Raw genomic sequence first — 14,878 nt, forward strand, 5'->3', positions numbered from 1 at the left:
ACTCCTTTGTTGATCAGGAAAAGAACACGCCGCCGTTGACGTCCAGGTTGGCGCCATTGATGAAGCTGGCCGCATCCGATGCCAGGTACAACGCCGCATCGGCTGCTTCCTCCGGGCGGCCTTCGCGCCGCAGCGGGGTGGCATTGGCGACGAAGGCACGCACTTCCGGCTTGGTGAAGTCGTCGTGGAAGCGCGTGGAGATCATGCCGCAGCACAATGCGTTGACGCGGATGCCGCGCGGGCCCAGTTCCTTGGCCATCGCACGCGAGAAGGTCATCACCGCCGCCTTGGCGGTGGCGTAGATGGCCGCACCCGGCCCGCCGCCATCGCGCCCGGCAAGCGAGGCAAAATTGACGATCGCACCGCCTTCGCGCATATGCGGCGCCACCGCCTGGGTGGTCAGGTAGACCGATTTGAGGTTGAGGTCCATCACCTGATGGAAGAAGGCCTCGTCGATGTCGGCCAGCGGCTTGCGCGCCAGCATGCCGCCGGCCACGTTGATCAGCACGTCGATGTGCTGGCCGAAGGCGGTGCGCGTGGCGGTCAGCAGGCCGGCCACGGCGGTGGCATCGGTAACGTCGGCGCGGTGCAGGATGCCCTGGCCGCCGGCGGCCTGCAGCTGTGCCAGGGTGTCGCGCGCGCTGGCGTCGTCGTTGGCGTAGTTGATGCAGACCTTGGCGCCGGCCGCGGCCAGCTTGAGCGAGATGGCGCGGCCGATATCGCGGCCACCGCCGGTGACGATGGCGACCTTGTCGTGGAAGTGCATGCGGGTGTGTCCTGTTGGTGTGGGGAAAGCGGGGTAGGCAGCGGGCACGCTCAGGTACCCGCTGCGTCGAGTCGGTGGATGCGGCCGGTGACCAGCCACAGCGCGGCCAGCGAGGCCGGCACCAGCGCGGCGACCAGAATGAACATCGGTGCGTACGAGGTTGCGGTCATCACCGGAACCAGCCAGGTGGTGATCAAGGTGCCGGCCACCGCGGCCATGCCGCCGATGCCGGCCAGCGAGCCGACCGATTTACCGGCGAACAGATCGCCGGGCAGGGTCTGGATATTGCCGATGGCGATCTGGAAGCCGAACAGCACGGCGGCGATCGTCAGCACCGCCATGCGCGGGTCGGCGGCCTGCACGGCGCCCAGCAGCGCCGGCGCCATGATGGCTCCGCCCAGGGTGATGGTCCATTTGCGCGCGCGGTCCACGCTCCAGCCGGCCGCGATCAGGCGCCCGGACAGCCAGCCGCCGCACAGGCTGCCCAGCATCGCGCCGACGAACGGCACCCAGGCGAATGCGCCGATCTGCTTGATGTCGAAGTGGAAGGTCTCGGCCAGGTAGATCGGCAACCACGACACGAACAGCCACCAGATCGGGTCCAGGAAGAACCGCGCCAGCACGATCCCCCAGCTTTGTCGGTGCGACATCAGCTGGCGCAGCGTGGGCAGGTAGGCCGGCGGCGGTGCGCTGCCGGCGTCGGGCGCATCCAGGATCAACGCACGTTCGGCCGCGTCGACCCAGGGATGCCGGTCCGGCCCGGCGCGGTAGATCACCAGCCACGGCAGCAACCACAGCATGCCGAGCACGCCGATCAGCACGAACGTGCCCTTCCAGCCGAACGACAGGAACAGCAGCGCGATCAGTGGCGCCGAGACGATCGCGCCGATGGAGGCGCCGGCATTGAAGATGCCCTGTGCCAACGCACGCTCGCGCGCGGGAAACCATTCCGCATTGGCCTTGACCGCGCCCGGCCAGGCGCCGGCTTCGCTGATGCCCAGCAGCGCGCGCACCACCGAGAACGCCATGATGGAGTGCGTGACCGCATGCAGCGCGATGGAGATCGACCACACCGCGATGGACAGGGCAAAGCCGAGCCGGGTGCCGATGATGTCGAACAGCCGCCCGAACACGAACTGCCCGGCGGCATAGAACAGCATGAAGATGGTGACCAGCAGCGCGTAGTCTTCCTTGGTGGCGCCGATGTCGCGCGAGATCGCAGGCCACATCACTGCCAGCGCGTTGCGGTCGATGTAGTTGATCACCGTGGCCACCGCGATCAGCGCCACGATTAGCCAGCGCACCGCCGAGCGCTTGCCTGCGGGGCGCGTGCGGGTGGAGGCGGTGCTCATTGCGCACCTGCAGTGCGGTCGAAGCGCGCGTAGCCGCCGCGCCAGTTGTAGCGCTGACCGGCGGCCTGCACCTGGTGGCTGCGTTGTGCATCGGCGTCGTCGGCCACCGCCAGCGCGATGCGCTGGCCGCCGACCAGGGTGAGCACGATCACCTCGGCATCGTCGCCGCGCACGCGCTCGATGGCGCGGATACGGCTGTTGGCGCCGCGCACGTATTCGGCGGTGCCGTTGTATTCGCCATGCGGTTCCAGCACGCCGAAGAAACTGACATTGGCCTGCCCATCGACGCGCTGGATCAGCGCCGGTTCGCGGCGCAGGTTGAAGTTCGGGTCGTTGGCTCCGCTCTCCACCAGCAGGGCACGCGCCGGCGCGCTGCTGCCGAAGCGGTAGCTGTAGAAGCGGCCGGCGAGCAGCCAGCTCAGACTGCGGGTGTCGGTGCTCGCATCGCTGGAGGCGTCCACCCACAGGTGCTGATAGCCGTTGGCCTTGCCCAGCACCGGACGTTGCGTCAGTGCGCGCTCTGCGGTGAAGCCGACCTGCATGATCTGTCCGTTGAAATGCAGCGGCAGGTCGTAACGTGCCGGGGCGCTGGCGTTGACGCGCAGCAGGTCGACCACCACCGGCAAGGGCAGCTGCGGGTGCGACAGCAGTGCCTGGGTGCGGGTGAAGCTGACCCCGTCGTAGGCCTGCTGCATGCGCGCCGACACGATCTGGGTGTCGGCAGTGCTGGCGAACAGTAGCTGCGTCGGCGCGTGTTGCTCGCCCACCTTCCAGTCGCCGTTGAAGTGGCTGGTCTCGTTCACCACCAGCGTGTTGTGCGCAACGGTCTGCTTGGCCCAGCTGGTGTTTTCCGGCAGATAGATGCCGCCGGCCTTGGCTTCCACATTCAAGAAACGCGCCGCGCCGTAGTCGGTGACCACGCGCTGGCCGTTGTCGTAGAACAGCCAGTTCAACTTGTCGAAGTGGCCGTGGCCCATGCCTTGCGAGGTGTTCTTCATCACCAGCGTCTGGCCGTCTTCGCCGCCGCTGCGCAGGATCGCCAGTGCGCCCTGGTCGCCCTGTGCGCCATCACGCAGCAACACGCTGCCGAAGGCGAACGGTTGGGCGCGGCCTTGCGCGAGCGCGGTTGCCACGGCCAGGCCTTCGGGGGTGAGCAGCACGCGGCGCTGGCGTTGCGCGATGGACAGCAGCTGCGCATCGTGGGTCTGCGCGTAGGCGATGCCGATGCCGGCCACCAGTTCTTCGGTGTCCAGGCCCTTGTCGAGGATGGCATCGTTGATCGGGAAGAAATAACCGCCGTAGCTGCTCTGCACCAGGCTGTTTACGGCCTTGAGCAGCACGCCGTCGCGGCGCTGGAAGATGTGCTGCTGCGGCTGGTTGCGCTCGATCGCGTTGGCGAACAGCACGAACGGCGCCAGGGCATAGCGTTGGTAGTACGGGCCTTCGGCATAGTAGCCGTCCGGCGAGAACAGCTGGTCCACCTGCGCCAGGAAGCCGGCCTTGCCATCGCGCCTGCTGCCGCGCAGTGCCTTGTCCACCAGCGCCTGATCGCGCAGCACATAGCCGGTCATGCCGACCGCGGCCACCGCCCAGGTGGCGTGGTTGTGGATCTTGTCGAAGTTGTCGGCGCTTTCGTCGCACAGGAAGTGCGCCATGCGCGCGAACACGTCGCGGTCGATGGTGGCGCGGTCCTGCGCGCTGAGCGTGTCGCGGATGGCGTCGTAGCCCTGGCTTGCGTAGACCAGCCACACCGAGTCGTTCAAGGACTGCCAGAACAGCCGCCCCGGCACCTGGCCGCGCCCGGCCGGGTGTGCGCCCAGCGTGGGATACAGGCGTGCGTAGGCCAGCAGCACGTCGCGCGCATAGTCGGCATAAACGCGATCGCCGGTGAGTCGGTACAGCGCGCCGGCGGCCTGGATGGCCTGGTAGTTGCGTTTGTGCTGCTCGTGGCTGGCGCCGCCGCCGGGATCGCTGGGCACCGGCACGTCCACGCCGGCGCGCATCGCCGCGCGCACGCTGGCTTCTGCGCGTGCCTGTTCGCGGGCGAACACCTGCAGCCTGGCGCCAGCGCTGGCCATCTCGCGCCATTGCTGGGCGGTGACCAGCACCGGCGCGGCGTCGGTGGCCCGCGGTTGCGGCTGCGCTGCTTGTTCGGCCGCGGGTGACGGGGCGGCGCTGCAGGGCAGGGCGCTGCCGGCGCCGACCAGGACCAGCAGCAACAAGCGGGTGGAACGGGTCATAGCAGGGGCTCCGCTGTGTCGGCGTGCAAGGCCGGGGTGCCGACGAACTGGTTGCCGCTGGCGATGAGGTGGGGCGTGCCGGTGGTGTGCTGCGCCAGGATCGCGGCGCTGTCGGCGAAGTGGTTATTGCGCAGCGCAATGCGCTGCACGCCGTGCAGGCGTAGCGACGCACCTGCGTTGCGGCCGACCTGCGTGAAGTGCGAGTCGCTCACCTGCAGCACCGGGCCGAAGGTGCTTTCGTCGCGGCCGCCGCGATACAGGTCCAGCACCGGCCCGGCGACGCGGTGGAACTGCGACTGCTGCACCGTCACCTGTTCGACGTTGTAGGTGCCACGGTCGTCGGTCTCGGCGTGTGCGGACAGCACGCTGCCGGAGACGTCCTCGACCAGCAGCCGGTCCAGCAGGATATGGTCGGCCAGGCTGCCCTTGCCGAGTGCGATCACATCGAAGCCGGGTTGCGCGTCCAGATGATGCAGGTGCGTGTCGCGCAAGGTGAGCTGGTACTGCGCCACCGCTGTGCCGGGTGCGGTGCGGATCACCGCATTGCCCGGCTGCGCGGGCGCGGCGCGGCCATCGATCTCGAGCCGGGCCAGGCTGAGCGAGCCGCCGGGCGCGATCTGGAACAGCGCCGGCTGCGAAAAGCGGATGCGCGCGCGGCCGCGTTGCGGGCCTTCCAGCGTCAGCGGCCGGTCCACGTCGAGGATGTCATCGACCTGGTAGCGGCCTGCGTCCAGTTGCAGGCGATCGCCGGGGCCGGCCTGCGCCACGGCGTCGGTCAGGCTGGCCTGCCCCGGCCGTACGCGGGTGCGGCGGCCGCTGTCGGTGACTGCCTGCGCTGCCTGCTTGGGGTACCAGCTCACGCCCACCTGTGTGCGCGCGATGTAGCTCAGCGCCGGGTCGGCGCCGACGCCAGTGGCGTTGTCGGCGACCAGCAAACCGGTGCTGGCGCGGGTCATCGTCACCTGGCGGCTGTTGACGCCGCCGGGCAGGCGGGTGGAGGCCAGCGGGCTTTGCAGGTTGCTGGTGAAGGCAATCCCGGACAGATCGCCCAGCACGCGCACCGGGTCGCTGGCGGCCACGATCAGGTTGCCGGCAAAGCGGCTGTTGATCGGCGCGGCGGTGCGCTCGGCATCCATGCCGGCACCGAAGTACAGCTGGTTGACGGTCACGAAGGTGTTGCGCTCGATGCGCGCCTGGTCCACCTGCACATAGCGGTTGGCAGGCGAGTTGGGCACCCCGTACATGATGCTCAGCGCCGACGAATAGCCATCGCCGGCCAGGTTTTCCAGGTAGTTGTGGCGCACGGTCTGCTTGCGGTTGATCACGCGGATGCCGCCGGTGTTGGCCTTGCCGTCGCCGAAGAACACGTTGCGCTCGACCAGGTTGCCATCGCCATGCCGCAGCACCAGCGCGCCGCGCGACTGCTTGAACACATTGCCACGGTAGGTGTTGCCGCCGGACTTGTTGGAGACCACCTCCACCTCGCCGTCGCAGCCTTCGAACCAGTTGTTGTCCACCACCGAGTTGGAGGCGCTGTCGGCATCGCTGCTGGTGCCGATGCGTAGCGTCTCGCCGCCATTGGCGCCCAGGTTGGGGCGTGGCCCGAACCAGTTGTGGTCGATGCGATGGCGGTTGTCCAGGCCCTGGGTGGCGTCGCGCACCACCACCAGGGTGGGGCCGGCATTGGTCTTGCCGACCAGCTGGTTGTGGTCGAAGCGGTTGTCGCTGTCGTACAGCGCCACCCAGTTGTCCGAGTCGCTGCGGGTGGGCTTGCTGAAGCCATCCACCACCACCCCGGTGATGCGGCTGTGGCGCGCGCGCTCCTTGCTGGAGATGCGGTACGACAGCACCGCATCGCCCGGGCTATGGCCGTCGCGGAACACCAGGTCCGACACCACCAGGTAGGTGCCGGCCATCTGTAGGTTGGAGGTGCCGCTGATGATCACCTTGCCCGGCGTTTGCGCGGTGAGGGTGATCGGCTGCTCGGCAGTGCCTTGCCCGCGCAGCACGATGGCGAAATCCCGCCACTGCCCATCGGCCAGCACGATGCGATCGCCGGCACGCAGTGCGGCCGCCGCCACGGCGTACTCGCTCTGGTCGTGCACCAGGTACGAGGTGGCCTGGGCCGAGCCGACCCAGGCGGGCGCACACAGCAGCAACAGGCAGGCAAGGGAGACGGGGGATCGCATCGGGATGCTCCTGGACGCTGGCGCGTCGGTGATGGCCGAGGGTAACAGTGCAAACTGGATCGTCAACCAAAACGATAGTCCAGTTGGTCTGTATTGAAGCCCGGGATCGGCTCGATGTCATGCTGCAATTGCACAAAAAAAACCACAAAACTGGCCTAGTCAGGTGGCTCGTTAGATAAATCACGGAAATGATTGACTTGGCGTTGATCCGCGTGGAGTCTCCACCTCGCTCGGTCTTGAGCGTCCTTTGGGAGGAGGAATTGTGCGGTATTTGAAAATAGTCCAATTACGTAGACCAATTATTCGGAATGTCCTGGCCCAGGCGCTGCTGACTGCCGTTGCACTGGCAAGCGCGCAGGCAGCCCTGGCCCAGCAAAGCGATGCCGCCCAGCAGGCACCGGAGCAAGCGCCCACCACGCTGGACCAGGTCAAGGTCACCGGCATCCGCAGCTCGATCCAGTCGTCCATCGACAGCAAGCGCGAGCAGACGGTGGTGGCCGACGTGCTGTCGGCCGAGGACATTGGCGACCTGCCGGCGCTGTCGATCGGCGAGGCGATCGAGACCATCACCGGTGCGGCCACGCACCGCGAAAAGGGCGGCGCGTCGGAGATCTCCATCCGTGGCCTGGGGCCGTTCCTGGGCTCGGCCACCTTCAATGGGCGCGAGGCCAGCAACGGCAGCGGCGACCGTTCGGTGAACTTCAACCAGTTCCCCTCCGAACTCATCAACACCGTGGCGATCTACAAGACCCAGCGCGCCGACTTCGTCGAAGGCGGCATCGCCGGCACGGTCAACATGCAGACCGTGCGGCCGCTGGAATTCGGCAAGCGCCGCGTGCAACTGGACGGGCGGGCGACCTATGCCGATGGCGACAGCAAGTTGCGCAACGCCGATGGCGTGGGCTGGCGCGGCACCGTCAGCTACCTGGACCAGTTCGATCTGCGCGGGGCCGGCAAGCTGGGGGTGTCGCTCGGCCTGCAGCGGCTGGAAGGCACCAACCCGGAAGAGGTGATGAGCAGCAGCTCCACCTGGACGGCCTGCAACGCCAACGAGGTGGTGGGCGCCAGCCGCACCTGCACCGCCGTGACCCCGGTGCAGGTGCAGGCGGGGACGCCGTATTACCTGGCGCCCGGCAGCCGCGTGTACCGCCAGATCAGCGAGCACGATCAACGCGACGCGGCCTTCGCCGCGCTGCAATGGCGGCCCTTCGACGGCCTGGAGGTGGCCCTGGATTACCAGGATTCGCAGCGCACCGTGACTGAAGACCGCGCCGAGCTGAACTTCTCCGAGACCCTGCGCAACCTCAACAACCGCCAGGTGGGCGACAACGGCGCCTTGCTCGGCCATACCGGCAGCAGCACGGTGGAATCCTCCACCGACTACAAGGTGCGCGACGAGCAGTACCGCGGTGGCGGGCTACGCGTGGAATGGCGCCCGAACGCGGCCTGGATGCTGTCCACCGACCTGTCGTATTCGCGCACCGAGCGCAGCGAAATCGACCGCCTGATGCGGCTGCGCTCCAATGCCACCGACATCAACGGCAACCGCGTGCCCGGGATCAACGGGCAACGCGTGGACTACACCTATACCTATGCCGGCGATGTGCCGGGGATCGTGGTCGATCCCGCGTTCGACCTGAACAACCCGGACAATTTCAGTGCCGCTGCGCGCGCGCGGCGCGACGAGTTGCGCCGCGAGCACACCATCCGGGCCTGGCGCTTCGATGGCGCCTTCACCCCGGAGAGCGGGCTGCTCACCTCCATCAAGGGCGGCGTGCGCCTGTCCGAGGCGACCTACCGCGACCTGGACGACCGCGTCGAACGCAACGTCACCGATCCGGCCACGATCCGCGCCGCCAACCTGGCCTGCCGGCAACCGTTCCCGCAGGAGGATTTCCTCTCCAGCGCCAGCGGCAACACCATCCGGCAGTGGGCCACCTTCGACAGCCGCTGTCTGTTCAGCGCCATCACCGGCGTGGACGACACCGGCCGCAATGCCGACCCGCGCGGCACCGCCGACTCCGACGTGAAAGAAAAGACCCGCGCGTTGTATGTGATGGGCGAATTCGCCAGCACGCTGTTCGGGCTGCCGCTGGACGGCAACCTGGGCGTGCGCTGGGTGCGCACCGACGTCAGCTCGGTGGGGTTGCGCGGCGAGCTGGACGTGGTCGACAACCCCGACGGCACCATCCAGCTGGTGGAAACCGGGCGCTTCGCCGCGCAGACGGTGCGCGCGTCCAACCGCGTGTTCCTGCCCAGCTTCAACGCCAACATCGGCCTTACCGAGCAGACCCAGCTGCGCTTTGGGCTGTACCGGGCCATGGCGCGCCCGGATCTGGTCGCACTGTCTGCCGGGCGCACCTTCATCCTGGAACCGGGGACCGAATTCACTACCGTCGGCGAGGCGATCGGCAGCATCACCGCCACCGGCAATCCGCGCACGCAGCCGCTGCTGTCGTCCAATGCGGACGTGTCGCTGGAGTGGTATCCCAATGCCGACTCCCTGCTCAGCGCCGCGGTGTACTACAAGCAGTTCACTGGTGGCGCGGTGCCCACGGTGGTGGACGAGCGCTTCGTCATCGACGGCACCGCGGTGGTGGTGCCGGTGGTGCAGGATGTCACCACCCGGCAAAAGAGCGATCTCACCGGGCTGGAGCTGACCGGCACCCACCGCTTCTCCTACCTGCCGGCGCCGTTCGACGGCCTGGGCGTCAAGCTGAGCTACAACTACGCCGATTCCAACTACAAGACCCAGGATCTGCGCCTGGGCGACCAGGTCGACCCGGCAACCGGCCTGGTGAGCAGCGGCATCGTCGCGCCGGCCAATATCTTCGGCCTGTCGCGGCACGTGTTCTCCGGCCAGCTGTATTACGCCATCGGCGCGGTCGACCTGCAGGCCATCTACAAGTACCGCTCCGAGTATTTCCAGAAGTTCGTCGGCGCCCCGGCGCAGAACCGCTACGTGCGCGACAGCGGCACCTTGGACCTGCGTGCCAGCTACCGCGTCAATGCGCAGCTGTCGGTGTCGCTGGAGGCTTCCAACCTGACCAACGAGCCGCGGATCTCCGACATGCCGGTGCCCGGCAGCTTCCGTGAGTACAACACTTACGGGCGACGTTATTATTTGGGGGTGCGCTACCGGTTCTAGCGTCGCCCACCTGTCCGGCACCCGTGTGCCGGGCCGATCACCCTGAGGGTTTGAGTCGCCGATGTCCGAAAACCGCCTGTACCACTCCGTTGCAGCCAAGATCCGCGCGCTGATCGACACGGGCGAATTCCCGGTCGGCTCGCGCCTGCCGGGCGAGCGCGAGTTGGCCGAGCGCTTCGGCGTCAGTCGCGTGACCGTGCGCGAGGCCGAAATCGCGCTGGAGGCGCAGGGCCGCATCGTGATCAAGATCGGCTCGGGCGTGTACGTCAAGCCACGCCTGGCCTCGGACGAGGGCGCATTGCCGGATGTCAGCGCGTTCGAGCTGACTGCCGCGCGCGCGGTGATCGAGGCGGAGGCGGCCGCATTGGCCGCCAGCCACATCACCGATGCGGAGCTGGATGAATTGAACGGCATGATCCAGGCACTGTCCGCACCAGGGCTCAGCGATGCGGCCGCTGCCGACTATGACCGCGCCTTCCATCTGGCGATCGCGCGGATTAGCGGCAACCCGGTGGTGGCGCACTGTGTGCAGCTGATCTGGCGCATGCGCAACGAATTGCCGCGCGTACGCGAGGTGTATGCGCGGGTCTGCCACGACGACGGCGCCACCCGCGTGGACGAACACACCGCCATCCTGCAGGCCCTGCAGCAGCGCGACCCGGTCGCAGCACGCACGGCCATGCGCAACCACTTCCAGCGCCTGTTCGAATCCATGCTGGAAGCGACCGAGAACGATGCACTGGCGGAAATCCGCCGCCGCACCCAGCAGGACCGCGCGCATTTTCTGGCGGCCACGCGCACCTGAGTGCATGTGAGGGATTGTTGGACGCGCTGCGTCCGCTGCCAGTGGCACCGGTTTTGTGACGCTGCCGCTCGATCCTCCGAAAGACAGATCCTCCAATCAACTGAACGCGCCGTCTGCGCTGGGTCGGCATCACCGACACGCGGCTGATCGGAGTGTTGCGCCTACGGTTGCCGCGGACGCTGCAGCGACAACACGCTGCAGGCGCCTCCGTCCTCAGGCAGATCGCTCTACCTGATAGAGCGTAGGCACCTGCAAGTGCAGGCCTCAGTCCGCCATCACTTTGTCCGGCGTCATCGGGGTGCTGCGGATGCGCTTGCCGGTGGCATGGAAGATCGCATTGCAGATCGCCGCCGAAACACCGACCAGGCCGATTTCGCCAACGCCTTTCGCACCCAGGCTGCTGACGATGCGGTCGTCCTCGTCGGCGAAGATCACATCGATGTCGTGGATGTCGGCGTTGGCCGAGACGTGATACATCGCAAAATCGTGATTCATGAAACGGCCGAAGCGGTGATCGGACTGGGTGTGTTCGTGTAGTGCCTGGCCGATGCCCCACACCACGCCGCCGACGATCTGGCTGCGCGCGGTGATCGGGTTGAGGATGCGCCCGGCTGCAACTGCGCTGACCACGCGCGTGACGCGGACCGTGCCCAGCTCTTCATCCACCCGCACTTCTACGAACACTGCGCCGTGGGTGGCGCGCGTGTACTTGCGTTGCTTGAGCACATTGGGCAGCAGCAGGAACTTGTCTTCGATCTGTTCCAGTTCTGCTGCACGCAACAATTCGGTCAAGGCAATGGTGGTGCCGGCATCGGCGCGTAGGGCCAGCGTGCCGTCGGCAAACACCACCTCGTCCAGCTTGGCCTTGGTAAAGCGCGAGTTCGGCAACGCCTGCGCCAGGCGCAGCAACCGCGCGCGCAGCTTCGCGCACACGCCATCCACCGCCGAGCCCACCGTGGTCACATGCGACGAGCCGCCTTCGATCGGTGCAACCGGCAGGGTCGAATCGCCGAGTTGGAAGGTGACCTGTTCCAGCGGCAGGCCCAGTGCTTCGGCCGCGATCATCGCCATCACCGTATAGGTGCCGGTGCCGATATCGCTGGCTGCGCTGCTCACCACCAGCCGGCCATCGGCGTGCAGCACCGCATGCGCGCGCGCAAACATCTGCATCGCATCCCATTGTCCGGTGGCCATGCCCCAGCCAACCCACTCGTTGCCTTCCTTGCGTGCGCGCGGCTGCAACGGGCGCTGCGCCCAGCCGAAGCGTTCGGCACCTTGCTGGTAGCACGCGCGCAGCGCCTTGGTGGAGTAGGGCTTGTCGTCGGCCGGGTTGACCTCGGCATAGTTCTTCAGGCGCAGCGCCAGCGGGTCCATGCCCAGCTCATAGGACAGTTCGTCCATCGCCACTTCCAGCGCATGCACGCCGTGTGCGGCACCGGGTGCGCGCATGTCCATCGGGCTGAACTGGTCCAGGCTCACCAGGTTGTAGCCCAGATGCACGTTGTCGCAGGCATACAGCTGCCCGCTCCAGTTGACCACCACTTCGACGTAATCCTCGATGCGCGAGGTCTCGGCAATGGCCTCGTGCCAGATCGCGCGCAAGCTGCCGTCGCGGTCGGCGCCGAGCTTGAGCCGCTGCAATGTCTCCGGGCGATGGCCGAAGGTGAACATCTGTTGCCGCGTCAGCACCACGCGCACCGAGCGGTCCAGCAGGATCGACGCCATCACCGCCAACGGCAACTGATACTGCGGGCGCAGCCCGGAGCCGAAGGCGCCGCCCACGTACGGATTGCGCACGGTGACCTTGCGCTTGCTCAGGCCGAACACATGCGAGACATACCAGCGGCTGTTCTGCGAGCCCTGGGTCTTGTCGTAGATGGTGAAGTGGCCATCGGCGTCGCGGATCACCGTGGAGGCGAACAGCTCCATCGGATTGTGGTGCTCCACGCCGCTGTAGTAGTCGGCCTGCACCTGGACAGCCGCATTGGCAAATGCGGTGTCCGGCTCGCCCTTGTCCTTGGGCGGCGGCGAGAAACCGGCCTTCATGGCCTTGGGCTTGTGCGCACGGTCCAGGTTGGTCATCAGGTTGGTGTCGTGCGGGTCCTGCAGCAATTCCACCTCCACCAGGTGGGCGGCGTGGCGCGCCGCTTCAAAAGTGTCGGCCACCACCAGGGCGATTGGCTGGCCGCTGTACAGGATCTTGTTGTCATACAGGGGCCGGAACGGCGAACCGGCCGGTGCGGTCATGTCCTTGTAGAACACATCCATGCCGCGCATATGCGGGCGGTTTTCATGGGTAACGATCTCCAGCACGCCCGGCACCGCACGCGCGGCATCAAGATGGAAGGCGACGATCTCGCCCTTGGCGATGCTGCTGTTGACCACCACACCATAGGCCAGATCCGCCACCGGCCATTCGGCGGCATAACGTGCCTGGCCGGTGACCTTGGCGCGCCCGTCGATGCGGGTGACGCCAGTGCCGGTGGGGCGATAGCCGGTGCCGCTGTCGGCAACCGGCGGACTCAGGTCGTTGTTGGGTACGTCGGTGCTGCGTGCGTTCATGGGGCTTCCTCCAGCGCGCTGGTTCGCCCGCGGTTGTCGATGGTGCCCTCGCGGGCGACGTCCAGGGCACGCACGATCGCGCGGCGTGCCAGCGGCAGCTTGAAGGCATTGTTGCCTTGCGGTTGCGCACCCTGCAGCAAGGCATCAGCCAGGCTGCCGAAGCTCTCGGCCGTGGCCGGTTTGCCCACCAGCTGCGCTTCGGCGTCGGGGTTGCGCCAGGGCTTGTGCGCCACGCCGCCCAGGGCCACGCGCACCTCACGGATGCTGCCGTCCTCGGCCAGGTCCAGCGCCGCCGCCACCGACACCAGCGCGAATGCATACGACAGGCGCTCGCGGATCTTCAGGTAGGCGCTGTGCGCAACGAAGCGCTGTGCATCGGGCAGGTCGATATGCACGATCAACTCGTCCGGGGCCAGGGTGCTGTCCAGCTCCGGGTGCTCGCCGGGCAGGCGGTGGAACTGCGCGAACGGGATGTCGCGCTCCCCGTTGGGGCCCTGCACATGCACCACTGCGTCCAGCGCAGCCAGCGCGACGCACATGTCCGACGGGTGCGTGGCAATGCACTGCGCGCTGGCACCGAGGATGGCGTTATAGGTGGTGAGCCCGCCGATCGCCGAGCAACCGGTCCCGGGCGCGCGCTTGTTGCATGGAGTGGCATGGTCGTAGAAGTACATGCAGCGGGTGCGCTGCAGCAGGTTGCCGCCGTTGCTGGCCATGTTGCGGATCTGCGGCGAGGCGCCGGCCAGAATCGCCGCGCTCAGCAAGGGATACCGCGTCTCCACGTCCGGGTGGTAGGCAGTGTCGGCATTGCGTGCGAGTGCGCCCAGGCGCAGGCCGCCTTCGGGGAGCGCACCGATGCCGTCCAGCGGCAGGCGATTGATATCGACCAGGCTGCCCGGCCGCATCAATTGCAGCTTCATCAGGTCGGTGAGATTGGTACCGCCGGCGATCAGGCGCACCGGGGCTTCGGCGGGCACCGGGTGCGGGTCGCTGCCGCGCACCGACAGTGCAGTCAGCGCCGCATCGACGCTGTCCGCGCGCGTGTAGGTAAGCGGAATCATGCCGGCACCGTCCCTGGCGTCCACGGTGTGGCGGCGCTCTCGCTGCTGTCGCTGGGCGTGCCCATGACCTGCATCACCGCATCGGTGATCTGCGGGTAGGCACCGCAGCGGCAAAGATTGCCGCTCATCAACTCGCGCACTTGGTCGCGGTCGTGCGCCTTGCCTTCATTGATCAGGCCCACTGCCGAGCACAACTGCCCGGGCGTGCAATAGCCGCACTGGAAGGCATCGTTCTCGATGAAGGCACGCTGCAGCGGATGCAGCTGTTCGCCCTTGGCCAGGCCTTCGACGGTGGTGATCTCGGCGCCGTCCTGCATGACCGCAAGCGTCAGGCAGCTGTTGATGCGGCGCCCATCGACCAGCACCGTGCAGGCGCCGCATTGGCCGTGGTCGCAGCCTTTCTTGGTGCCGGTGAGGTCGAGCCGGTCGCGCAATAGATCGAGCAGGCTGACCCAGGCTTCGAGCTGTAATTGGTAAGGCTGGCCATTGATGCGCAGGTTGACCGGGTAGGTCGGCGCAGCAGTGGCGGTGACCGGCGCCAGATGAGTGGCAGTGGCGGGTGTGGCATTCATGCGAACCCCGTGGCGATGGCTGAGAGGAGGACCCTCACCTTGAAGCCTGCGTGGTCAAGGTGTGGTGTAGGTGAGTGAGGTCTCTTTCACGCGTGCGTGAAGCCTGAGCGTGGTCATGCGCGGAACATGGCGGCGTTGCTGCGCATGACATCGCTTGATCGCAGGCCGGTGCCATCGTCGGTG

Annotated in this window: 9 protein-coding genes; 2 read left to right on the plus strand and 7 right to left on the minus strand. The window is 67.2% G+C overall.

Annotated features, from left to right (window positions below):
- Positions 1–13: 13 nt before the first annotated feature.
- From AC1PLA_RS06135 to AC1PLA_RS06150, 4 genes are read right to left on the minus strand one after another with little or no spacing between them, the layout of a single operon-like run.
- On the minus strand, positions 14–766 hold the full coding sequence (locus AC1PLA_RS06135) for an SDR family NAD(P)-dependent oxidoreductase (protein ID WP_024938633.1): 753 nt from the start codon (positions 764–766) through the stop codon (positions 14–16).
- 50 nt (positions 767–816) lie between these two features.
- Complete coding sequence (locus AC1PLA_RS06140; RefSeq protein WP_039523976.1) at positions 817–2,118, minus strand: MFS transporter; 1,302 nt, start codon at positions 2,116–2,118, stop codon at positions 817–819.
- Positions 2,115–4,358, minus strand: a complete 2,244-nt coding sequence (locus AC1PLA_RS06145; protein WP_481105783.1) for an oligoalginate lyase — start codon at positions 4,356–4,358, stop codon at positions 2,115–2,117. The genes AC1PLA_RS06140 and AC1PLA_RS06145 overlap by 4 nt, the downstream gene beginning before the upstream one ends.
- Positions 4,355–6,547 (minus strand): polysaccharide lyase 6 family protein, encoded by a 2,193-nt coding sequence (locus tag AC1PLA_RS06150; RefSeq protein ID WP_481105784.1) that lies wholly within the window; start codon positions 6,545–6,547, stop codon positions 4,355–4,357. Before AC1PLA_RS06150 ends, AC1PLA_RS06145 begins: the two co-directional genes overlap by 4 nt.
- 271 nt (positions 6,548–6,818) lie before the next feature.
- Between AC1PLA_RS06150 and AC1PLA_RS06155 the strand changes: the two genes are divergently transcribed.
- Positions 6,819–9,695 (plus strand): TonB-dependent receptor, encoded by a 2,877-nt coding sequence (locus tag AC1PLA_RS06155; RefSeq protein WP_481105785.1) that lies wholly within the window; start codon positions 6,819–6,821, stop codon positions 9,693–9,695.
- A 61-nt stretch (positions 9,696–9,756) separates the two neighbouring features.
- A complete protein-coding gene (locus AC1PLA_RS06160) occupies positions 9,757–10,500 on the plus strand; it encodes a FadR/GntR family transcriptional regulator (protein WP_024938638.1) in 744 nt (247 codons plus the stop codon).
- A gap of 264 nt (positions 10,501–10,764) precedes the next feature.
- Here AC1PLA_RS06160 and AC1PLA_RS06165 read toward each other — a convergent pair whose 3' ends face one another.
- From AC1PLA_RS06165 to AC1PLA_RS06175, 3 genes are read right to left on the minus strand one after another with little or no spacing between them, the layout of a single operon-like run.
- Complete coding sequence (locus AC1PLA_RS06165; RefSeq protein WP_481105786.1) at positions 10,765–13,062, minus strand: xanthine dehydrogenase family protein molybdopterin-binding subunit; 2,298 nt, start codon at positions 13,060–13,062, stop codon at positions 10,765–10,767.
- On the minus strand, positions 13,059–14,147 hold the full coding sequence (locus tag AC1PLA_RS06170) for an FAD binding domain-containing protein (RefSeq protein WP_481105787.1): 1,089 nt from the start codon (positions 14,145–14,147) through the stop codon (positions 13,059–13,061). The genes AC1PLA_RS06165 and AC1PLA_RS06170 overlap by 4 nt, the downstream gene beginning before the upstream one ends.
- Positions 14,120–14,695, minus strand: a complete 576-nt coding sequence (locus tag AC1PLA_RS06175; protein WP_481105788.1) for a (2Fe-2S)-binding protein — start codon at positions 14,693–14,695, stop codon at positions 14,120–14,122. Before AC1PLA_RS06175 ends, AC1PLA_RS06170 begins: the two co-directional genes overlap by 28 nt.
- Between the last annotated feature and the right edge of the window lie 183 nt (positions 14,696–14,878).

Source organism: Xanthomonas sp. NCPPB 1826, from assembly GCF_056725285.1.